Annotated in this window: 21 protein-coding genes; 11 read left to right on the forward strand and 10 right to left on the reverse strand. The window is 50.7% G+C overall.

What is annotated here, in order from left to right:
- Positions 1 to 12 precede the first annotated feature (12 nt).
- The 4 genes from ACNQKP_RS05735 to ACNQKP_RS05750 all read right to left on the reverse strand — a co-directional run bounded on the left by ACNQKP_RS05735 (position 13) and on the right by ACNQKP_RS05750 (position 4,949).
- Complete coding sequence (locus tag ACNQKP_RS05735; RefSeq protein WP_088564024.1) at positions 13 to 1,386, reverse strand: HAD-IG family 5'-nucleotidase; 1,374 nt, start codon at positions 1,384 to 1,386, stop codon at positions 13 to 15.
- A gap of 11 nt (positions 1,387 to 1,397) precedes the next feature.
- Positions 1,398 to 1,799: a rhodanese-like domain-containing protein gene (locus tag ACNQKP_RS05740; RefSeq protein ID WP_417863416.1), complete on the reverse strand. Its 402-nt coding sequence runs from the start codon at positions 1,797 to 1,799 to the stop codon at positions 1,398 to 1,400.
- 84 nt (positions 1,800 to 1,883) lie between these two features.
- The gene (locus ACNQKP_RS05745; RefSeq protein WP_417863417.1) at positions 1,884 to 2,840 is read right to left on the reverse strand and encodes a hypothetical protein; all 957 of its coding nucleotides are present in this window, start codon (positions 2,838 to 2,840) and stop codon (positions 1,884 to 1,886) included.
- Between the two features lie 120 nt (positions 2,841 to 2,960).
- Positions 2,961 to 4,949, reverse strand: coding sequence for a M13 family metallopeptidase (locus tag ACNQKP_RS05750; RefSeq protein ID WP_417863419.1), 1,989 nt, complete (start codon positions 4,947 to 4,949; stop codon positions 2,961 to 2,963).
- Positions 4,950 to 4,967: 18 nt separating this feature from the next.
- On the opposite strand from ACNQKP_RS05750, the gene pif1 reads away from it, so the two are divergent.
- From pif1 to ACNQKP_RS05785, 7 genes are all read left to right on the forward strand, one after another.
- On the forward strand, positions 4,968 to 6,287 hold the full coding sequence (gene pif1 / locus ACNQKP_RS05755) for an ATP-dependent DNA helicase Pif1 (protein ID WP_417863420.1): 1,320 nt from the start codon (positions 4,968 to 4,970) through the stop codon (positions 6,285 to 6,287).
- Complete coding sequence (locus tag ACNQKP_RS05760) at positions 6,287 to 7,429, forward strand: hypothetical protein (RefSeq protein ID WP_417863422.1); 1,143 nt, start codon at positions 6,287 to 6,289, stop codon at positions 7,427 to 7,429. The genes pif1 and ACNQKP_RS05760 overlap by 1 nt, the downstream gene beginning before the upstream one ends.
- A gap of 345 nt (positions 7,430 to 7,774) precedes the next feature.
- On the forward strand, positions 7,775 to 8,833 hold the full coding sequence (hppD, locus tag ACNQKP_RS05765) for a 4-hydroxyphenylpyruvate dioxygenase (protein ID WP_417863424.1): 1,059 nt from the start codon (positions 7,775 to 7,777) through the stop codon (positions 8,831 to 8,833).
- A gap of 8 nt (positions 8,834 to 8,841) precedes the next feature.
- Complete coding sequence (ribD, locus tag ACNQKP_RS05770) at positions 8,842 to 10,026, forward strand: bifunctional diaminohydroxyphosphoribosylaminopyrimidine deaminase/5-amino-6-(5-phosphoribosylamino)uracil reductase RibD (RefSeq protein ID WP_417863426.1); 1,185 nt, start codon at positions 8,842 to 8,844, stop codon at positions 10,024 to 10,026.
- Positions 10,027 to 10,100: 74 nt separating this feature from the next.
- On the forward strand, positions 10,101 to 10,517 hold the full coding sequence (locus ACNQKP_RS05775; RefSeq protein WP_038448630.1) for a PspC domain-containing protein: 417 nt from the start codon (positions 10,101 to 10,103) through the stop codon (positions 10,515 to 10,517).
- A gap of 5 nt (positions 10,518 to 10,522) precedes the next feature.
- Positions 10,523 to 10,942: a hypothetical protein gene (locus ACNQKP_RS05780; protein WP_011165870.1), complete on the forward strand. Its 420-nt coding sequence runs from the start codon at positions 10,523 to 10,525 to the stop codon at positions 10,940 to 10,942.
- Positions 10,942 to 11,187 (forward strand): hypothetical protein, encoded by a 246-nt coding sequence (locus ACNQKP_RS05785; RefSeq protein ID WP_011165869.1) that lies wholly within the window; start codon positions 10,942 to 10,944, stop codon positions 11,185 to 11,187. Before ACNQKP_RS05780 ends, ACNQKP_RS05785 begins: the two co-directional genes overlap by 1 nt.
- Before the next feature lie 9 nt (positions 11,188 to 11,196).
- On the opposite strand, the gene ACNQKP_RS05790 is transcribed toward ACNQKP_RS05785, so the two are convergent.
- From ACNQKP_RS05790 to rfaD, 4 genes are all read right to left on the reverse strand, one after another.
- Positions 11,197 to 12,513 carry an alkaline phosphatase D family protein gene (locus ACNQKP_RS05790; RefSeq protein WP_417863427.1) on the reverse strand — a complete coding sequence of 439 codons (1,317 nt, stop codon included), beginning with the start codon at positions 12,511 to 12,513 and terminating at the stop codon, positions 11,197 to 11,199.
- Positions 12,514 to 12,586: 73 nt separating this feature from the next.
- A complete protein-coding gene (locus ACNQKP_RS05795; protein WP_417863429.1) occupies positions 12,587 to 13,372 on the reverse strand; it encodes an RNA methyltransferase in 786 nt (261 codons plus the stop codon).
- A 1-nt stretch (position 13,373) separates the two neighbouring features.
- Positions 13,374 to 15,116, reverse strand: a complete 1,743-nt coding sequence (locus ACNQKP_RS05800; RefSeq protein ID WP_417863430.1) for an aromatic amino acid hydroxylase — start codon at positions 15,114 to 15,116, stop codon at positions 13,374 to 13,376.
- Positions 15,117 to 15,130: 14 nt separating this feature from the next.
- Complete coding sequence (gene rfaD, locus ACNQKP_RS05805; RefSeq protein WP_417863432.1) at positions 15,131 to 16,099, reverse strand: ADP-glyceromanno-heptose 6-epimerase; 969 nt, start codon at positions 16,097 to 16,099, stop codon at positions 15,131 to 15,133.
- Positions 16,100 to 16,311: 212 nt separating this feature from the next.
- On the opposite strand from rfaD, the gene ACNQKP_RS05810 reads away from it, so the two are divergent.
- The 3 genes from ACNQKP_RS05810 to ACNQKP_RS05820 all read left to right on the forward strand — a co-directional run bounded on the left by ACNQKP_RS05810 (position 16,312) and on the right by ACNQKP_RS05820 (position 18,965).
- The gene (locus ACNQKP_RS05810; RefSeq protein WP_417863433.1) at positions 16,312 to 17,832 is read left to right on the forward strand and encodes a S41 family peptidase; all 1,521 of its coding nucleotides are present in this window, start codon (positions 16,312 to 16,314) and stop codon (positions 17,830 to 17,832) included.
- A complete protein-coding gene (locus ACNQKP_RS05815) occupies positions 17,829 to 18,473 on the forward strand; it encodes an alpha/beta hydrolase (protein WP_417863434.1) in 645 nt (214 codons plus the stop codon). Before ACNQKP_RS05810 ends, ACNQKP_RS05815 begins: the two co-directional genes overlap by 4 nt.
- Positions 18,474 to 18,554: 81 nt before the next feature.
- Complete coding sequence (locus ACNQKP_RS05820) at positions 18,555 to 18,965, forward strand: bacteriohemerythrin (protein WP_417863436.1); 411 nt, start codon at positions 18,555 to 18,557, stop codon at positions 18,963 to 18,965.
- A 41-nt stretch (positions 18,966 to 19,006) separates the two neighbouring features.
- Here ACNQKP_RS05820 and ACNQKP_RS05825 read toward each other — a convergent pair whose 3' ends face one another.
- Positions 19,007 to 20,863, reverse strand: a complete 1,857-nt coding sequence (locus ACNQKP_RS05825; protein ID WP_417863437.1) for a hypothetical protein — start codon at positions 20,861 to 20,863, stop codon at positions 19,007 to 19,009.
- 124 nt (positions 20,864 to 20,987) lie between these two features.
- On the opposite strand from ACNQKP_RS05825, the gene ACNQKP_RS05830 reads away from it, so the two are divergent.
- A complete protein-coding gene (locus ACNQKP_RS05830) occupies positions 20,988 to 21,614 on the forward strand; it encodes a hypothetical protein (RefSeq protein WP_417863438.1) in 627 nt (208 codons plus the stop codon).
- Positions 21,615 to 21,636: 22 nt separating this feature from the next.
- Here ACNQKP_RS05830 and ACNQKP_RS05835 read toward each other — a convergent pair whose 3' ends face one another.
- On the reverse strand, positions 21,637 to 22,173 hold the full coding sequence (locus ACNQKP_RS05835) for a putative glycolipid-binding domain-containing protein (RefSeq protein ID WP_011165858.1): 537 nt from the start codon (positions 22,171 to 22,173) through the stop codon (positions 21,637 to 21,639).
- Position 22,174: the final 1 nt, after the last annotated feature.

Raw genomic sequence — 22,174 nt, forward strand, 5'->3', positions numbered from 1 at the left:
ACCAGGAACCTTTTAGAAGATTTCGTGGGCCAGCGGGCGGCGAGGCGCACGGAAGTAAGTTCTTGGCGACAGGTCCAGCAGGTCGCTCAGCTTCTGCATGTAAACGCAGGCATAGCGGTCCAGTTGGTAGGCAAAGTAACTTTCTTCGTTGCCGGCTCTCATCAATTGACCCCAGTTGGAGTTGTACATGGCCTGCTGCTTTTTGATCAGCTGGCTGATTTGGGCGTCGATCTCAGAAATAGTCTTCTGCAAAGTTTCGATCTGAGGTTCATTGGCCGCCACGGATTTTTCAATCTTGCGGGTCATGATGTCTGTCAGTTCGTCTTCCAGGGGCTCTTTTTTCTTCATCAGGGTTTCGATTTCCTGATTGATCGGTTCGGCTTGCTTGTTGTTTTCAACTTCAACGTCAAGTTCCTCGATAACCATCGCGGTTCTCCAGTTGCAGTCTTTTTTCAAGCGCAGGATATCGCCATAGATATGGTCACCCACGTAAAGGATGTCATCCCCCGCCAGATCCAGATCGGCCGTGAATTTCTTCGCGTTACCGCCCTGATAGATCCCCGGAGTCAGTTTGCCTTCCATGTTGGTCATGGTGCCATCTGCCGGATTCACGCGCAGGTACTTCTGGTTCTCATAGAAGAACTTTGGTTTGGAGGCAAACGTGATCACGAACTCAAACAGATCTTCCCAGGACTTGTGCTCTTTCAGGAATGGCTGAATCGCATAGTCCAGAAGCAATTTCGTGTAGTGGAAATCCGAGTTCGTCAAAACGAAGATCTTTTTCCCGTGACGACGGAACTTTTCCAGCGTGTGCACCAGGGTTGGATCTTTGATGATGAAATGATCCAGGTTCTGTTTCACAACGTCTTTCAAAGAGCCGTCGCGGTGAGCTTCATCCAAAGCATCCAGCACGTCGTCAGCAATCTGCGCGTACTCCGGATACTTGTTGGTTGTGTCAGAGTCTTTCAATTCCACGATCTGAGCGATCAGATTCGCCAAAGAGATCGAGAAAGACGTGTCCACCGCCAGATAGTCGGAATTGGACAGGTCGATGTAAGTGGACTTGTAAAGCTTCTGGTGGCTTTTGAAATCCAGCGGCTTCAGACCGTGATAGCTGGCGCGAATGGCCGTGTAGCGGTTCAGCTTCAGCAGATTTCCCATCTTGCGGTCGATAACCAGACCACGGATGGCGAAGTTATAGTCGAAGACCAGTTTGCGCAAAGTTTCAGGGTAACCGCGTTTCACCAGTTTATCGATCATCGTGGTGTGGGACAGACGCTCAAAGTTTTCGCTGTTATAGCGAACCAATGTGTGGTCCATGTCCACGCCGATGTAGCGGATTTTTTTCAGATTCAATGTTCTGTTAACAAATACTTTTCCAGGCATATTTTCTTTTCTTACTTAGTAACAGGGAGCTGCAGATCATTCCAAAGAAGCATGCCCCCTTGCATGTTGTATACTTCTTCGAAGCCGTTCATCTTGGCAAAGGCTGTGGCCTTGGCAGAGCGACCGCCACTGCGGCAGATAAAGACCACAGTTTTGTCTTTGGGCAGGGTGCCCAGTTGCTCAGGGAGAGTGTCCAGTACCATCAGGGAGGAGCCTTCAACATGACCCAGTTCGCCGATATATTCATCAGGCTGGCGCACGTCGATCATCACCACATTTGCCTTGTTCTGTAGAAGCTCAGCAGGGCCAATATCGTAGATTCCCTCAAAATGAGGATTTTCAGTTTTTGAAGTAAAGTTGACGAATTTCATTGTAACGTCTTCCTCCGGCATCAGAGCCAAGACTCTAACCATAGCACCTGCCGGAAAATACAGCAAGAACCAGTCAGGCTCGGCGCGTAGCAGATTTAGGTCCTAAGTTGTTTTAGGACCTGAAACTCAATTGGAAGCAGATGGCAGGATAGGAGTGGCCGCAGAGACACAGCGGAACCCCAGATGATTGGCGGTATAAGACGCACTGTTGTCCAGGTCGATTGAGAAGATCCCTGATTGTGTACCGTTGTAAAGGCTGCCGCCGCGGGCGACGGCTCCACCAGGACCGTTGATCCACGCAAAACCCATTCCGCAGAAGTCGTTGGTCGTGGGGTCGGCGCACTGAAGGCTGGCCGCCGGAGCAAACAGTGTGGTGAACGAGTCAGCCAGAGTGATCAGCTCCGAGATGTAAACATTCGAAGTGGCAGCTCCCCCAGAATAGTCGTCCTTCGTCCATTCCCAGGAATTTCCTGCAAAGTCCCACAAAACTTTACCCGTGGAAAGCTGGTGCGTGCGACGGTTTTCATGCCACAGCGTCGGGCTGCACACGGCATCCAAAGCGGCCAAGCTGTCGGGGTTCGAGTCCTCATCCAGATCCAGGCCATAACAAGGATGATCATCACCGCCCGCAGCCAGCAAGTATCCGAAATCATCGTTGAAGTGACCGCGGTTCAAAGCCCCCGAAGTCACCGCACCCGAATTCCAGTTGGTGGAAACCGAAGCCAGATTCTGCGCCAGTTGATTCCACTGAGCGTTTGAAATCAAATCAAATTCCGCACCCAGAGCCTGGCAGGCTGCCGCCGCATCATCACGGTCAATCGCGCCCCAGGGAGCCCCGCCCGCCTGAGAAGTCGCAACGGAACCCACGTCTTTCATTTCGTACTTGGCCACACAGAAACCCGGAGGAGGCGAACCGGCCGGAGCCGGCACATAGACATAATTGTCAGGACAGGAATAAAGAGTTTCTTCGATCACCGCGTCTTCTTCCGTGCTGCCGTCCTCTTTTTTAAGATCGAGGGTGCAGGCGGAAACCAGCAGGCAAATCAGGGATAAAATTGTCAGTGGCAGGTTGCGTTCGGTCATGCTGGACTCTTCGGAGTCCGTCAAAGATTCGTAAAGACCTATGCGATGAGTCCTCGGCAAATTCCGTGAGAAACTAAATGAGCTGTTTCAGTATGAAACAGCTCTGTGAGAATTCTTGTGTTACCAGATTTGAACGCGGTCTTTTTCCGGAAGAGTCATCGGATCTCCGGGTTTGCACTGGAAGGTTTCCGCAAATGCTGGCTGTTGTTTCACCTGTTCGTTGATGCGCGCCAAACCAGATGAATGCGGGTCGGTTTTGCGCAGCAGTTTGGCATTGTCCGGGCGGATCACCTCACACCACAGGCGTCCATAGGCGACGAAGAAGTCTTTCTTGTCTTTTTCACTGCCTTTGCCTTCAGGGAAAGCGGCGTTGTAGGCAAAAGTCAGCCCGACAAGGTCGGCCACGTTCTCACCTAATGTCAGTTTTCCATCGTGATCGGCCTTGTTGAACTGATCAATCATCTTCTGGCCACGCAGATTGAATTCCATGATGTCCTTGGTGGTCATCCAGGTGCGCAGGCGACCCTGGGAATCATACTTGGAACCACTGTCGTCAATGCTGTGACCCAGTTCGTGACCGACGACAGCGCCGACAGCACCCAGATTTTCAATCACAGAGCCATCCTTGTCATAGAACGGGAACTGCAGGATCCCGATCGGCAGCACGAACTTGTTTTCGTTCGAACTGTAGTAAGCATTCACGGTCAGTGGGCTCATGCCCCAGGCATCCATGTTGGCGGGTTCGCGCATTTCCTGCATGGATTTTTCCCAGCGGGCTTCGCGGTAAGTGCGCAGATTCTGAATGGCCTGTTTGGTGGAATACTTTTTCACCGGCAGGAAGTCCCATTCACGGTCGTTGTGGGGTTTCACCAATTGCAGGCGTGCCGTGCGGATTTTGGCCAGAGCTTCTTTTTTGCCATCTTTGGAAAGCCAGGTGTTCTTTTCCAAGCCTTGCAGGATGCTCGTGCGAATGCGGGACGCCACTTCGTGGACTTTGCTTTCGTCAAAATTCGGGAACACTTTTTCAATCAGAACCGCATCGATTTCTTTCGAGAACAAACGGGTGGCTTCCGAAGTGCAACGCTCCTGACGAACCGGGCGCTGGGCCGGGCCGCCGAAGAACTTCTTTTCAAAAGCAAATTGCGAAGCAAAGAATTTCGGATAACCGTCATCCATCACGCCGCTCAGGGCGCCGTACAAATAGGCATCTTTCCAGATTTGCAGATCACGCTTTGGCAGTTCGGCATTCAGGAAGTCCAACGATTCTGGAATCGGCGTGTTCACGGCCAGTTTTTCCGGCGCGTATTTGAACAAAACATCCAGCTTCAGGTTCGGATACTTTTTAACCAGATCCTTCTGGGAAGCAACGCGCTTTTCGCTCCAGCGTTGATGGCGAACCGCTGTCACCGGGAAGACTTTGATGAAATCCTGCTCCAGCGCAATTTGCGCCTGGGCTTTTCTTACGGCATCGGCTTTTTTGATTTTAGGATCCACGGACTGGAAGAACAGCACCAGTTGCTTTTCATATTCAGCCATCAGGTCTTTTTGCTCATAGTACTTGTGATCTGGAAGCTCCATCAGGCTGGAGTACAGCATGGCGTCGATTTCTTTGGGATTGTCCAGATTGTTCGTCGGCCACAGGCGAATCAGACCTCCCAATCCGCGCGGCATCTGGGCGTGGGTGTAAAGGATGAATTCCTCCAGGGATTTGATCTGATCCAGCTCGGCTTTTAGCTTTTTGACTTCCGCCTTTTCATCGCGAGCCTTGGCTGTGGAATCCATGCACGCCAGATAGTAATCGCGAACCTGGGCGGTGCGCGCATCCAGATTTTTCTGGTGCGGAAGCTCTTTCATGAATTTCATCTGGGTTTCAAGCAGGCGTTCGCGGGAGTCGCTGAAGGCAAACAGGTGACGGCTGCGATCCTCGCGCAGTTTGAAAGCGGATTCGGCCTTTGAGCACACATACTGATGGAAGTTCTGGCATGGGCTGATCTCTGAATTCAGGGGGAATTCACGTTTTACCGGAATTTCAGAGCTGGATTTTGGGGCGGGTTTTGTGGCCTGCGCCATCAGAGGAGTCACCAGCAGGGGTAAGAGAAGCTTCAGCATCAACAACAGTCCTTTGTTATGAATTCAGAGTCCAAATGCTATCGTTTTTATATTTGCTTCGCAAGACTGGGAAGTGGCATGATCGCAGGACTTATGCCTGTACACAACATTGAGCTTTCCCCCGAACAATCCTCTGCTTTGGATCTTTTAAGATCCGGAGAGAATGTTTTTTTGACGGGTGGAGCGGGCAGCGGAAAAAGTTTTTTGATTCGCCAGTTCATGCGTGAGTTGGATCCGAAAGAAATGCCGATTCTGGCCAGCACAGGGGCTGCCGCCGTTTTACTGGGCGGCCGGACTTTTCACAGCTTCTTTGGTCTGGGCATCATGGAAGGTGGCGCTGATGCCACTTATGAACGTGCCAGTAAAGACAAGCGCCTGATGTCACGTCTGCGCAAGGTCGAAGGTGTGATTATTGATGAAATTTCGATGATTCCCGGCCAGGCTCTGATGATCGCCGAAGCTTTGTCACAACGAGCGCGTGAATCCAAACTTCCCTGGGGTGGCATGCGTGTGATCGCGGTGGGGGATTTTGCCCAGCTGCCTCCGGTGACTCATACGGGACAGCGCGACTGGTGTTTTCTGAATGGCGTCTGGGAAGTCAGCGGTTTTCAGACCGTAATGCTTTCACACAACCAGCGGGTTTCGGATAATCTGTTTTTGGATGTTCTAAGCGACGTTCGCCATGGCAAGGTCACCGAGCGCGTTCGGGAGTTTCTGAATGAACACGTTCAGGATCACGATGAAGATGATCCCGGCACACGTCTGTTCCCGCGCAAGATCAACGCCGAAAAGTTCAACGAACGAAAGCTTGCTGAGATTGATGAAACCGAAGTGGTGATTGAATCCATTTACAGCGGATCTGAACGTCACATTGAAACTTTGAAAAAAGCCTCGCCGATCGCGGAAAAGCTGATTTTAAAAATCGGCTGTCAGGTGATGTTTCTGCAAAATGATCCCCAACGACGCTGGGTGAATGGCACACGCGGATCCGTGGTTGATATCACGGCGGACCAGATCACCGTGCGCAAGGATCGCGGCCGCGAAGTTCAGGTCAGCAAATCCTCTTTTGCCATTCAGGATGCCGAAGGCAACATCATGGCACAGGTGGAACAGTTCCCGCTGACACTGGCTTACGCCACTACCATTCACAAAAGCCAGGGCGCCACCCTGGATGACCTGTGGTGTGATCTCAGTCAGCTGTGGGAGCCGGGACAGGCATATGTGGCTCTCAGCCGTCTGAGAAGCGCGAAAGGATTGCATCTGATTGGGTGGAATCCCCGATCGATCATCGTCGATCCAAAAGTTTTGCAGTTTTATAAGCAGTTTGAAGGTCTTTAATGTTTTTGAAAGTAGTGCTTTTCACCGGGTTTCTATCTGTAGCGTCCTCTGCTTTTGCAATTTATTTTCCTTTGCCAGCGGGGCATCGTGAAGCCTTTATGGGTAATGCCGGTGGTGCGATGGAGTCTTCGCCGGGAAATACTTTGTACAATCCTGCAGGCTTGGGGTTTCGCTCGACGAATAAGTTGTCACTTTCCGTCAGTGGGACCGCGCTCACCAGTCACCAAATGAAAAATAACAGCAGCGATTTGAGTCCCAGTGATTATTCTGTGCGCCCCTTGCTGGCTTCTGGAATTTATCCGACAGAGTGGGGGACGGGGGCTGTGTTCGTGGCAAGCCCGATGATGCTAAGCCTGGGTGGCCTGATGAATACGCAGGGTGGTTCCTACAATACGTCCTCACTGACCAGTTTGGACAGTCAGCTTCTGAAGGTCGGGGCGGCATTTGGTGCGGCTGTCAATGACAGTCTTGCCTGGGGGATTTCTGCAGGCTTGCAGTTGGGTGATTCCAGAACGCACAGCTATAACAAGATCAGCACGGGGGGAAATCTTTATGCCACCATGTTTACTGAAACAGAAAACAAGAACAAAGGCCTTTTTGTTCTGCCGGGAATTCAGATAAAGCCTGTGGCAAACTGGACGGTGGGTTTCTCTGTGCAGTTCATGCCTGTGATGCTGGAATCAAAGGCGGTTGAATATACCGCTGTTCACTATGTGGCGACGCCAAACACGGTGAATGAAGAGACGGTTTCCTATGAACCTGTGAAGCAGTCCCCCTATTATCTGCGTTTGGCCAATGGCTTTAGTTTGCTTGCAGGGAATGACCTGTTTGTTGATGTGACCTATACCTCCGAATCCTCGTTGAGGGACGCAGATGGTATTGTCGAAAATGAAGAGTCGTTCGTTGTCTATTCTGTTGGCTGGAGAAACAAAAGTTTTGAAAGCTGGCAGCCCATGGCGGGCTACAGTCATACTTCAATCAATAACAGTACAAATCATCTGACCAGTGCCGGAGTTGCGATTGTGCGTGGTCGAAGTGAGCTGATTCTGGGTGGCTATTACATGGCGTCAGTGCCAAAGGGTGATGATGCATTTGAGTATTCGAGTTACGGATTTATGTTCTCAAGCAATGTGGCTTACTAAAAAATCCACATCAGGTCGCGAAGCATTCCAATCGCAATGATGATTCCCAGTGTTTGCAGTACCAACACAATGTAGAACCAGGTGGGTTGTTTTTTCGTTGGTGCTTTCGACATCAGCCCTCTTGATAATCTTCATCGGGTTTAGTTCGGAATGTGTAAACTGGATGTGGTTGAAATTTCACCACTGTAATACCTTTGTGAACATCGCCTGTATGTCTGATCCAGCCCCCAGGTTGGGCCTGCAAAAATGCCCTAAGTGTTTGATATACCTTAATTTATTCATGCTTGAATAATGCTCAATTTGGGGCTACTGTCACCGCATCGTATATAAGTTTTAGGAGGAGCCATGGCTCAAGTTACCGAGAAAAATCCAGTGGGTCTTAACGGAGTTGATTTTATCGAATACTCCGGTCCTGACGCCCACTTTTTCGAACAAGTGTTCAAACGCTATGCCTTTAAAGAAGTTGGCCAGGTCCACGGCAAAAATATCAAACTTTACCGTCAAGGCGACATCAACTTTATCCTGAACTGCGAACCTCAGACATTCGCTACTGACTTTGCAAAACTTCACGGCCCTTGCGTGAATGCGACCGGCTTCCGCGTAGTGGATGCTGAGCAGGCATTCAAAACAGCTGTGGCTCGCGGTGCGCGCCCTTACGAGGGCAACGAACACCAAAAAGGTGCGACTCCATTCCCGGCGATCTATGGTATCGGTGACTCTTTGATCTATTTCATGGATCAGAAAAACCAGGACAAGCTTTACAATGAAATCTTCCAGGTGAAACCGGAAGACAAAGCACCCGTGGGCGTGGGCTTCACGGTGGTGGATCACTTCACGAACAACGTGCCTAAAGGTGAAATGGACAAGTGGCAGCACTTCTATGAAGACATCTTCGGCTTCTATGAAGCGAAGTACTTCGACATCCGCGGCAGCAAGACAGGTCTTCTTTCCCGCGCGATGAGATCTCCCTGCGGAAAATTCTCGGTGCCGATCAATGAACCGACCGAGGAAAAATCCCAGATCCAGGAATATCTGGATGAATATAAAGGCTCCGGCATCCAGCACATTGCTTTGCTGACTCATGATATTAACTATTCACTGGAATCTTTGAAAAACAGCGAGATTCAGTTCCTGACTCCGCCGCCGCACTCTTACTATGAGATGATTCCTGAGCGCGTTCCGGGCGTGACTGAAGACATCAGCCGTCTTGAAAAGAATGCGATCCTTGTGGATGGCGACAAAACAGGAAAGTACCTGCTGCAGATCTTCACGAAAAACACTTTCGGTCCGATCTTCTATGAATTGATTCAGCGTAAAGGCCACGATGGTTTCGGCGACGGAAACTTCCAGGCTTTGTTTGATGCGATCGAACGCGATCAGCGCGAACGCGGCTATTTGACGTAGGTGATCTGATGGAACTGATTCGCTCTTTGTCTTTGCCTGCTATTGGAACCAAGCTCACGGCTGAAGAAGCCATGAGCCTTGCCATCAGCGAGGCCTATCAGGGAGCAGCGCGAGTCAGTCCCAACCCGCTGGTGGGTGCGGTGGTTCTGGATGCTCAGGGCGGGTTTTTGTCTGCCGGTCATCACGAATTTTACGGCGGCCCCCATGCGGAAGTGAATGCGCTGAAAAATCTTTCGCCGGAACAGCTGAAAGGCGCCCATGCCTTTGTCACGCTGGAGCCTTGCGCGCACGAAGGGAAAACCCCGTCCTGCGCCAAGATGATGGCAAAACTTCCTCTGAAAAAAGTAACCTTCGGTCTGATCGATCCCAATCCATTGGTGGCCGGTCAGGGGGCTGAAATCCTGCGCCAGGCGGGGATTGAGGCCGAGGTGTTTTCTTCCGCGAATCCGGTTCTGGATGCAAAAATCAAAACCGAACTGGAAGAAGTCTGCGAAGCGTTCCTGTGGAACTTCCGCAAAAAGAAAGTCTTCGTGTCTTTGAAGATGGCTTCCAGCCTTGACGGGCAGGTGGCTCTTCGTTCGGGTGAAAGCCAGTGGATCACGGGGCCTGAGTCCCGTGAATACGTTCACTATATCCGTGCCTGCCATGATGGAATTCTGGTTGGTAAGGGCACCATTGATTTTGACAATCCGTCTTTGAACATCCGTCACCCGCAGATCACGAAAAAGAACAAAGTGATCGTGGTCGATGGTGAAGCCGAGCTGCTTCCGAATTTCACCAAGCTGAAGCTTTCAGAAGTGCACGCTTCCGAGGATGTTATTTGGTGTGTGGCGGAAGAATTGCGTGAAAAGGTTGAAAAACTGCGCGGCACTTTGGTGAAATCCCCGGATGTGGTTTACGTAAAAACCCGTGTCGGTGGCGATTTGGATTTGGAAGACCTGCTGGCGCAGCTTTACCAAAAGGGGCTTCGTTCCGTGATGGTTGAAGGGGGCGCGTTCACCGCCAGCTCCTTTGTGAGTTACCACCTTGTAAATCGACTTTATATGTTCCAGGCCCCTATCATCATGGGCTCTGGAGGCTCCCGCTCTTGGACGGAAAGTGTTCGTATTTCCGCTATGACGGACAAGATCCAACTGAAGAACCCTCGTTATCTGACCTTCGGTAACGATTTCATGATCACGGGGACCTTATAGGTACAGCTTACTTTTCGAAGGCAGGGGTGCTAAAACTCTCCCTTTTGTTGAAGCTGTATTGATGGAGGCCGTAAGTGACCGAGCAAAACACACAGAAACTGGACTATCGTTGGGTTCGATCCGATAAAGGCGCCTTAGCTGGCGTATGTAAGGGTTTGGGCGACGCTTTGGGTATCGAAACTTGGATACTGCGCGTCATTTGGCTGGTTGCGGTTCTCTGGTTTGGCAGTGGGATCCTGTTTTATTTGATCCTGGCAGTTTGCTTGCCCCGTGTCGACAGACTGGACCAAGCTCTAGATAGAAAGCTTCTTGGCGTGTGTGCTAGAATAGCTAAACGGTACCACATCGAAGTGGGAGTAGTAAGAACAGGATTTGTTCTGTTCATGCTGGTCACTTTCGGTGCTGCGATCCTGGGTTACGGCCTTTGTTACTTTCTTATTCCCAAGGCTGACGAACCCGCAAGTCGCTCAAAGAGCGCAGGAGTATTTTAATATATATGGGTGATGACAGTAGTAGGTCGATCGTAAAATCCCTGAAAAACGAATGGTCTTTGTTTTTGGAAGCTTTCCAGGGCGAAGACGCTGATGAAACCAAACCGTCGCAAGACGCCTTTGCCACGGGCCAACTGGAAGTTCTGGATCTGGAACAGATCCGCGAGATGACCAAGGCTCTGGTCGAGGACCGCAAAAAGCTCAATCAAAAACTGGAATCCTTGTCCAAAGAGATCGACCTGAATTCGGCGAAGCTGGAAAGCCTGCGCCTGGTCGGTGGTGAAGAGGATGAAACCATGGTCCGTATCAATGAGCTGCATGACTTGGGTCAAAGCATGGCGCAAGCCCTGCAGAAACTGGACAAGCAGCTTCGCAGTATCCGTGAACAGGAAGACAAACTGAATGAGGAGCTTCTGACATCCTGATGGGATGGTGGTTGCTTCTTCCTTTTATCGCTTCGGCTGACTTTGCCTTCACGGGCAAAGTCGTGAGCCTGCAAAAGAATCCCCTGAAAAACAACTATCTGGTTCGCATGGAAAGTGTCGACAGTCCTTTGGAAGTCGACAAGGGCCCCGAGTATCTGTGTCTGCATAAGGCCATGAAGTCGCAGGATCCGGTGCTTTTCACTTTCGATGCGCGTCTGTTTAAAATCCGCACCTGCAAGCTGTAGTCTGATCTTCTATCTTTGCACAGTCCCGGCGTGACTGATCAACATTTTCCCCGTTCGTCCGAGGCAGTACAGGTCCGTTGAAATTCCATTTTTGATGGTCTCTGTTTTCATAATCATGAAGTTATGCTTCCAGGTGTGTGTCAGTCTTCGTGGGTTTCGCATGTACCAGGCGGTGGGATAATTAATACTGTGCATGGCGCTGGAGGTGAATTCAAAGGTTCGATACCCCAGCAGCTGAGGTTCAATTTTTAAAACTTCACTGAAGTGCACGTCCCCCGAAGCAAAGACCACCGGGGCTTCCAACCGGCGAAGTTTTCCGGTCAGATCAGAAAGGTTGCGCATGTATTCTTTCTGAAACGAATCGTTGCCGATATAGGATGAAAAATACTGACTGCCGTTCATCAGCCATGCGGGCTTTTCGTTTTCACCTAAAGTCTGAAGCAGCCATTCCTGCTGATCTGATCCCCACATCATGCCGCCAGTTCTGGGTTCATCGCGAAAGAACCGGTCATCCATAAGAAAGAATCTTTGTCCAAATCCGGTTAGCACCGAACCGACCCCATGACCCTTGCGATAGCCAGCGACAGGTGTGGAGCCAAAGAAGCATTCAAAGATCCGTCGCGAGACATGCTTCATGGCATAGTGGCGATTTTCATTGTTTCGGCCATAGTCATGGTCATCCCAGGTGGCTAAGGTTGGAATCAGCCGCGGTTGTCGGAAGTGCGCCAAGGTCATGCGCGTTTCACAGTGGCGGCGCCACAGGTCTTTTTCCGTCCCGTCACTGCCCAGGTCGCAGTACACCGAGTCCCCCAGCACAAACACCAGTTCGGGAAGTTCGGCAAACATCCGGTCCCACATATTGCTGTTCTGGCTGTGATAGATGTCGCAGGAACAACTGATCATTGCAAAGCGCAGATTTGTTTTTCGATTTAAAGGTAAACTTTTAAAGATCCGTTCGTCCAACACAGTGCCGCGGTCCTTGTCGATGACCTGCAGGCGGTACAATTGGTCGGCCTGCAGTTTTTCCGCGATCAGCTTGTCGATGCCATATCCCGAATGCTTGCGGTGCTCTTCGTCCCATTTGCGCACGGGAAGGTCGCGCCCTTGCGAATCTTTCACTCGATAGGCGTAAGGGTTTTTTCCTTCCGTCAAGATCGTGAACTGGGCCGAGATTTCATTGGTCATGTTCTGGCAGATGGGAACTTTGCCAGTGTAAAGGTCGGATTGGTATTCATTACCAGCCAGAGCAAGCCCCGCGGGGAGACTTGTGTATATCAGCATGGATTTGGTGGCGTTACCCAGGAACTCGCGGCGTGACGTGCTCATCACATTATCATCGCGGTAAGAGTTCCTGCTTGGGGAGGCCTCTGTTCAAAAAACAGAGATGACAGAATTGTTACTAACGATCGCGGTTCTGGAATTCTTTCCACTCACGCAGCTTGCGAATGCTTTGCTGCAAAACTGTTTCCAGAATCACCAGTTCTTTTTTTGTCGGCGTGTTTTGCAAAAGCATACGACGAAGAACCGTAAAGACGTTGATTTTTCTTTGGCGAGTCAGATCAAAGCCCATTTCTTCCAGCCACGTTTTCAGTGTCGCTTCCGGATCGATGCCATCGATTCCCTGCGGAGCCCGGCGCACTTTTCCGCCATCCAGTTTCGTGCGCTGTCCACCCCAGGTGCGGCGCAGGCTGTACATGCCAAGCAACGTGGCTTGCGCCAGATTCAGACTCCAGTTGTTTCCGAATGTCGGGATGCAGGCGCAGAAGTTGGCGTGCTCAAGGTCTTCTCCGGCAAGTCCCCAGTCTTCGGGGCCGAAGACCAAGTGAACGACGTAAGGCACGTCACTTTCCACCTGGAACTGAGGGGCTTTGTCGGCAATGTCTTTAAGAACTTCATCGACATCACGCACTTGACGGCCTTTGCCATCGCGGGCAGTAAAGGCGACCTTGATGCTTTCCGGTTCTTGTTTCATGAATTCGTCCCAGGAAGCATAAGTCGTGCGGTTCTGCAGACCGGTCTGGCCGGTTGCTGCTGCTTGCTGCGCTTCATAGGTGATTTCGCACTTGGGATCAATCAGGATCAGCTTTTCAATCCCCATATTGGACATGGCACGGGATGTGGCGCCGATGTTTCTTTCATAGATAGTGCGAACCAGAACAATACGAATTTCAAAAGGACGTTTCATTTTACAGGGCTCCAGCCAATACCAGGCCGTCTTGAATCAGGCCGTGGGTTTTTTCATCCTTCTTGGACAGAGTCGTCAGATCGTCTTCGATCTGTTTTTTTAGTTTTGATTCAGGGTGACGGGACAAAACCAGCTCCAAAGATTCCATCAGCAACAACCAGTCGGTCGGCATCAGGGTTTTGTGAGCTGCCAGAACTTTTTCCAAAGCGTCAGTTAAAGCAGCACCCTGAAGTTTATCTTCGCGGATTTTGCGAACCTGACCGTACAGGTTTTGTCTTTGCAGTTCTTCGGTAGAATACTTCGGGGCCGGAACACGTTTGGCAACAAAGTCCGTGGTTTCACCATAAGCTTCGCGGTCCGCAGGCCCGCCGAACACCGACGGGACCGTGGATCCCACGGCCATGTCAAATGTGCCCCACTCAGGCGCAAACAGTATGCGCCCGTTGAGTTCTGCTTTGGCATCCGTCAAAGCCAGCACCAGCGTCTTTCCATCCTTTTCAAGAACGGATTGAACCTTGCCAGTCACAACCACGCCGGAAACAAATTCAAGACGCGTTTCTTTGCCCGGAACCACATTCAGTGCAGACCACTGGTCGGCTGTGAATGTGGAAGGGCACTGATTTGGATAAGCTTTCAGGAAGCCCACCGGAGTTCCGAATCCATGGGCATGATATTTCTGATCATGTCCCGGAAGTTCGTGATCCTGATAGGACAACTGCGATGGCCCTTGCAAACGCAAATAAGCCAGGGTGCCGTTGCTGTCGGTGATCGCTTCCACGATCTGACCGGAAATCTGCAGACCGGAATTCAGCTCGGCCGTGTTCACGGACTGGGCTTCGATGGCTTTGTTTAAGCCCTTCAGGCCACCGATACGGAAGGCCATCTGGTCCGCCATTTCATCCAGCACTCGCACCAAAGTTTTGAAATCCTTCGCCACGAACAATTGCGGCTGAGGTTCAGTAATGTCATAGGAAGTTTTAATGCAGTCCACAGTCAGAGGGATCTTTTTCACCTTCTGACTTAGGCACCACTTGGATTCACCAACACTGGAAAGCAAGCCCGCACCAAAAATCTTTGGATTGTCGAGCTCACCAATCAAACCGTATTCCGCCGTCCACCAATTCATGCGCGACAGCTCAGACGCTTCCGAGATATGGCTGATGCTTTTGCCGACCTTGTCCAGATGTTCTTCCGCCGCCTTCACCTGTTCAGGTGTGGAGGCTGGGTTTTCCTTGATATCAGAAAGATCACGGATGGCTTCGTAAAGATCCAGATCCTCTTTGCTGATGATGGCTTTCTTCGCGACCTGAGCATACTGTCGCAGGTAATCGGAAAATTCAGGATGAATCAGAATCGGCGCATGTCCCGCAGCTTCGTGAACAATGTCCGGGGCCGGGGTGTAAAGCAAATGATCCAGAGTGCGCATGTCCGAGGCAATCGGAAGAACTCCCAGGGATTGCAGCTCCATGAAGGCTGCCGGTGGAATAAAGCCACTGACAGGCAATGCGCGCCAGCCGAATTCCTGGATTTTTTTGCTGACGTCTTCAATGCGTGGAATGCGTTCGATGTCGATGCCGGTTTTATTCAAACCCTCAACGTAACATTCGTGGGCGTGTTTGGATAAAAAGGCTTTCAGCTGGCGCAAGACATAGCGCCACACAGCCTGATCAACCGGAGTGTATTTTTCGTAGTGTTGTTCTACGACGTATTTTCTTAAGTGTGGCGGTAAAAAGTCCGTCTCCATAGTGGTCTGCTCTCTTACAGGTCTTTGTCGTCTTTGGACAAATAGTTCTGAATATAATCAGCGACGGCTTTTTCCAAAGGCCATTTTGCCGGGCTCATGCCCGCTGCCAGCCACTTGTCGGTTTTAGCTTCGGTGAAGTACTGATACTGACCGCGGATGTTTTCAGGCATCTCCAGCCAGTTGATTTTCATGTCTTTACCCATGGCTTTGAAAACACCACCGGCAAGATCCAGCCAGGTGCGCGGCTTGCCGAAGCCCATGTTATAAACGCCGTTCGTTGGTTTTTTCTCCATCAACTCGGCCATCCAGCCCGTAACATCCTTGACGTAAACGAAGTCACGCATGAATTCGCCGTCCTTGTAGTTCGGGTCTGCGGACTTGAACAACCCCAAAGCGCCGGTGTCCTTGATCTGATTGTAAGCTTTGAATGCCACGCTGGACATCGCGCCTTTGTGGTATTCATTCGGACCAAAGACGTTGAAGAACTTAAGGCCGTACCAGTGTGGAGGCGTTTTCGTCTGTTTCACCGCCCAGCGGTCAAACAGGACTTTGGATTCACCGTACAGATTCAGTGGGCGCAGTTTTTCAGGATCGGTGGTGTCGTCAAAGCCCAGTTCGCCAGCTCCGTAAGTTGCAGCGCTGGAAGCATAGATCATGGACTTGCCATGTTCTGCGCACCATTCAAAGATTCTTTGTGTGTAGTAAGTGTTGTTCTCCCACAGGAATTCTTTGTTGGTTTCTGTCGTGGAAGAGCAGGCGCCCATGTGGATGATCCAGGTGACTTTCTTTTTTGCTTCCTCGGTTTCAAGGAACGGCCACAGGTCATCCTTCAAAAGGAACTTGGTGATTTTTTGTTTGCGAAGAAGATTGCGTTCGGAAAGACCTACCGAGTCCACCGCGATGATATCGGTAAGACCTTTTTGGTTCAGTTCCCACACCATCACACTGCCAATAAAACCGTTTGCGCCTGTTACAATAATCATAGTGATTTTAAGGTATTACAGGGGGTCGAAAAGCTCAAGGCCGGGGGCGTTGTTCAGGGCCTGTGCGAACAGGAAATTTCTTCCAAAACGGGGGTGAAAATCGGCACCTAGAGCCAATTAATTCGATCTGGGCGGGCACGCCCGTTGCTCTCTTGGAGCGGGTCGGGAGGGCCGAAGTGCTCAGTTCACCACGTTTTTTCATAATCTCTTTAATGGTTTTGGTCTTGGGGGCCAGCCTGTATCTTGTGCGTCTTTCGGGTAAAGACGTCAGCAAGGTGAAGTCCGGTGAAGACTATTGGGCCGAGACGGGCCTGGGTCCGGCAGCCCTGGAAGACCTGCTTCAGGATCAGACCTGTGGCAGTTCCGAACGCTACTTCCTGGCGTGTGCCAATGCCATTCTGACAGTTGCCAATCGCTACAACCTAAGCCTGAACCTGCAAGGGGAGCTGGTCCCAGTTCACGAAGCCCTGTCTGCCGACATGAGCTCTGAGAAAAAACAGCTGGAGCCTTGGAAGGAATATTTCACTTCACAAACGGCCAAAGCCACGCAGATCTCTTTCCTGAAAGCATGGGAACAACTGAAATCTGAATACATCAAACCCAAACAAAGCTCCATGATGGTGGGCCTGGGGTTGAATGGTTTTATCTCGGTCTTCCGTGATCCGCACACGTACTTCATGCCAGTAAATCAGTTCCAGGAAGTGATCTCCCGCGCCGACAGTCGTTCGGTGACTTTGGGAATCACCTTGGGCAGCCACAAAGGCCAGTACGTCGTGCGCAAGCTGACCGAAGGCAGTCCGGCGAAAATTTCCGGCATTCAAAAAGGGGATGTGCTGATTTCCATCAACGGCACCCCTGTTAAAGGCCTGATGCAGCCGCGTGTTTCTGAATTGTTAAAAGGTGAAGTCGGCGATGTGGTTCGCATCCGTGTTGAGCGTGATGGTGAAATCATGAAGTTCCGCCTGCGCCGTCAGGAAATCACCGTGGCGACTGTTTCCACACGAGTGATTGAAGGCATCAAGCCGATTGCGGTGATTGGTATTAACAAGTTCGCCCGTGGTGCCTGTGAAAAAGTGAAAGAGTCGCTTGAGATCGTGAAGCGTTCCCATGTGCGCGGTCTGTTGCTGGATCTGCGTGACAATCCAGGCGGTCAGATGGAAGAAGCCGCTTGTATCGCCAGTCTGTTCGTGGGCCCGGAAAATAAAATCTTCGAAGTTCGTTACCTGGATCCAAGCAAAAAGGCTGAGGTCTTCTATGGCGGTGAAGAGAAGCACTTTGACATGCCGATGGCCGTCTTGGTGAATGCGGCTTCCGCCAGCGCGTCAGAAATCGTGGCGGGTGCTTTGCGTGACCTGAATCGCGCCGTGCTGGTGGGCGAAAGAACTTTCGGAAAAGGCTCTTTCCAAGAGGGTGAATACTGGTCCCAGAACAAGAAAATTGCATTGTTTGAAACCAAAGGTTTTTATTACCTGCCATCGGGACGTTCCCCACAGATGAAGGGGCTGGAGCCGGATGTGGCAGTTAATTTTGAAGAGATCTCCGTTGTGCGAGAGGCGGAGCAGTTCATCAATCCTCTGCGTGCACCGGAACGTCAGGTGCGTGCGATGGCGCAATCCATGTCCAGCAGTGAATGTCTGGACTTGGAAGACGGTTCTCCTTCTGATGATTTACAACTGACAAAAGCTCGTCAGGTTCTTTTCTGTACAAAGGCTGTGGCGAGGGCGGGGCTATGATTACGACGACACTTTTTAAACACAAATTCATTCCGGCAAAAAGAAAATCCGAATACCTGATGATCGTTCTGCACGGACGTGGTGACAGTATCAAACCATTCTTCTCTTTTGATGAGGAACTGAATCTGCCGGAGATGAATTATCTTCTGCTAAATGCGCCCCGCAAGTTTTTGGACGGTTATACGTGGTATGGCGAGCCTCCATATCAGGCCAACGGCGTGATGAAGATCCGTGAAAAACTTTTTGATCTTTTGAACGATCTGGAAAACCAGGGCTGGGACAGCAAAAAGATCTTCCTGTTTGGCTTTTCCCAAGGCTGTTTGATCAGTGCCGACGTGGGGTTGAACTATCCCAAGAAACTTGCCGGCGTGGTGGGGATCAGCGGCTACTTCAACTTCTATCCCCGTTGGAGAAACAATCTTTCGTTGGATGCGAAGAAAACCCCTTGGCTATTCACGCACGGTCACCAGGATGACATTTTGCCACTGGAAGAAACCAAGTACGGTGTCGACAAACTGAAAGATGCCGGTCTTAAAGTGGAGTGGGTCGAGATGGACAAGGATCACTCCCTGAAGGATGAAGAGTATCCCATTATAAGACGCTGGGTCCGGGACCAGCTTTCCGATTTAAGAAAAAATTGAACAACATGACGGCCATCATGCAGAGGTAGATCAACCCCACCGAGAAGTTGGAGGTAACACTACAACTGTTCGAGGTGAAAGATGGCCGAATCATTCTTTAAATGGGACCAGGAGCGACTGACCACACACGTGGACGCCATGGACCATGAACATCAAAAACTTATTCAAATCATGAATCGCCTGTATGAGCGCAACGAAGCCAAGGCGACAAAATCTGAGCTTTCCTCCATCGTGCGTGAGCTGGCCAGCTGGACTGTCACGCACTTTGATCACGAGGAAAAGTTCTTCGATACGCTGGCGTATTCGCAGGCCGCGGTTCACAAGAAAATCCACCGCGATTTGATCGAGCGACTGAAGGGGCACCAGGCTGAATTTGAGAAATCGGGAGTGCTGACACCGGCATTCTTTCAGTTTCTGAAGACCTGGCTGACGGCGCACATCATGGGGATTGATACCAAGTACGGTGAAATCGCCGCGAAAAAGTCGGCTTAATAGACAAACAAAAAAGGCACCCGGGTGGGTGCCTTTTTGTTTTAGATGGATTCCTTGTGTTCTTCCACCAGACTGAGCAGCCGGGCGTAAAGATCCATTTTGACCGCCGGGGTTTGTTGCAACTCCCGATAGAAGCGACCGGTTGGAATTTCCGGCATTCCGTTCTGGTCAAAGACCAGCTTGTCGATGATCTTCTGAATCTGCTCCATGCTCAGGCCCTTTTTCTTTTCAGTGATGATTTCTTCAACCATCTCAATCAGGGCGTTGCCGGTGATGCGTTTTTCAGAATTCAGCTTTTCTGCGCGTTCTGAAATGCCTTTTAGAATATGCTCGGGCTTGTTTTTACCAGCCGCCGTCTGAACCAGTTCACGGTACAGGGACTGGAAGTTTTCAATATGACGGCGCTGTTTTTCACCCATGCGGGCGTCGCGGGCCTTGGCAAAGCCCGACAGCACTGTCTTAAAGAAGTTGTTTTCAGTCATCCAGCGTTTTTCAAAAGGCAGCGGACTGTCCTGAAGGAACTTTGGATAGTCCCTCATGATCGTGCGCATATTGTAAAGCGCCGGGTGATTTACACCGTCAGCGACTTTTTCCGTGTTGCCGCTGACTTTACATCTTTCAAAGAAAGAGTACTCTTTGTCAAAGCGGGCAAACAGGCCGTCTTTGGCCAGAATGTGGCCGCGCTGGGTTTCGTTAAAGCCCATGCGATACAGAAGTCTTTCGGCGCGTTTGTTGTCAAAGACCTTGTTGAAGTTTTGCACCGCCGGGTGGTGGGCAAATTCACGCAAAGGTTTTTTCTTTTTGGTTTTAAGGTAGTCCACCATTTGGGCAAAGACCTGCACGATCAGACGGGCTTTTTGTTTTTGCTCGTTCAGATTGGTTGAGAATCTTTCCACGTCATCATAGCGGTATTTATCATGGCGAATACCAAACTGACGAACGCTGCCATAGTCGATGATGCCGGCGTCGGCCAGAACGTTGTCGCCGTCCCAGTCAAGCCAGGCAAAGATATAGTCCGTATCCAGCAGCGCGGTGAATTCACCGAAGGCTTTGGACACTTCATGCAGCATTTCATCGTACTTGGCGTTGCCTTTGGATTTGATGTCCCAGGCTTTGTTCATCACCTGGCGGTCGATCAGATAGTCTGTGGCGGATTTCAGGTTGTCCAGACGCTCTTGTTTAAGGTACAGGAACAAGTGGGCCGGGCGGATCAGATTTTGTGCCGCACGCACACCAATGCCGTAACCTTTACCCAGATCAATCACACACAACATGCGCTCTGTGCGCACACCTTGAAGGTGCATCACTTCCGCCAGAATGGAAGCTCCCAGCAGTTCGTCGATTTCAGCCAGGCCGCAGCCATAACCAAATTCAGTGCCGCCGGTTTTGAGGGGCTTCTGCGCTGCTACCGCTCCTGGAGCCAGACACGTCACCCCCGTGCCGCGACTGGAAACGTCCCAGGTTGTGCCACGATGGTAAACAGTTCCATTCCAGATGCCACGCCCGTCGCCCGAGGTTTTACCCTGTTTGTTAGAGTGCTGCAGTTGCAGATAGCGAGTGGCCATGTATTCATGAGGCCTAATGGTTTCAGGATCGATGCGACGATGAGTGAGTTCGTCGTATTCGTTGATGATTTGCAGAGAGAAAGTCTCGATCAGTTTTTCCTGAAGGTCATCCGTCATCTGATGAGGATGGTCCGCAGGGATCAGTCCCATTTCTTTGGCGAGAATGAAGTTGAAGTAGGCGACTTTGCCAGTTTGCAGTTCACGCACTTTATAAGATACGAAACCGTCTTTTACTGCTTCCATCCAAGGATGCACGCCGTTGAGCTGATCAAAGGACGAATAAAAGTTCGTCACTTGTTGTAACTTTCTCGCGCCGCTATGTTTCATCGTCATGAGATTCCACACTCCTTGTAGAAAAATGAGACACTCTTCATATCGGCAAGCCAGGCCTGCACTTTAATATTAAGCCCTAAAAAAGTTATTCCGAATACTAGACTGGACATAATAAGGGGACTTCATGAAGACATCTGGCTTTTTACTTCTAGTGTTGATCTCAACAACCTCGTTTGCCCTGAAGCGCGATCCGCCCGGAAAGCTGTTGCGCCCGCAGTTTTCAACTTCTCAACCTTGCGAGAGTCGTCCTGACTTCCTGACTGAGATCCGCAGCGAGTTTGTGGGTTCCCTGAAACACCTGCCAGAGACGGTTTTGGTGGCCCGGGATGTGGAATATTATGTGGAAGGCAAGGCTGACGCAGAAAATCTGCGTATGCATGGGTATCAGTCCTTTTTGAAAGCTCCCGCAACGCCTGCCAAGGTCCTTTGTGGCAGCACCGCTCAGGACCTTAGCCAGAGGTTTTCATTGATGGCGCCCACTTTGATCGACACACACAAGGAAAACCGCGTGGGACAAAGTTTGTGGCAGTTCCAGTTGCTGACGGATTCCCAGCGCTTTTCATTCTGGAATCTGAAAACCGCAGGGCTTCGTGGCGGTGAAAGCCTGGAAGACTGGATCAAGAGCAGCGGGGCACAGTATAAGATCTATCAGAAGACTCACACCGAGTACGAACTGATGCTGATCAAAACCGAAGGCAACGTGACCCAGTATCTGTCCGTTCGTTATGACTCGGTTCCGAATCTGAAATAGTCACTGGGCTTTGGTGGGGCGATTACAGACGGCGACGGAAATAGCCGGGGTATTCCAGCACCAGACAGTCTTTATCGACCGTGAGGTCCGCGCTGAAGTGGACCTCTTTTGTTTTGGCGTCGATGGACTCAAAACGGTAAACGCTTTGTTCCGGGGTGTTTTTAAGCTCCGTGTAGCGCTGGCTGGCTTTTTTGGTTTTAAACTGCAAAGCATCGACCCAGGTCACTTCAATCTCATACACCTGCAAAAACTGCGAACGCATCCACTGAATCGGCAAAGTGTTGGTGAACGGCGACGGGAAAATATCGACGAACAGCGAATCGATCAGGTCAGACACGCCGACTTTTTGATTGGGATGGGTCAGGGATTGCACGTGAAAGTTCTGAACGCTGTAGGAATCATCCATGGTGATGCTGTATTTGATACGCTGAAGTTTTCCGGAAGAATCGGGATAAACCAACAGAGAATCCGCGAAGATGTTTTCTCCGGCTTTCTTCAGCACCAGATGCTCGAATCCGACCCCTTTGAGGGACTCCCAAACGACGTCCTGCAATTGCATA

The sequence above is a fragment of the Bdellovibrio bacteriovorus genome (assembly GCF_048286975.1).
GTDB lineage: Bacteria > Bdellovibrionota > Bdellovibrionia > Bdellovibrionales > Bdellovibrionaceae > Bdellovibrio > Bdellovibrio bacteriovorus_H.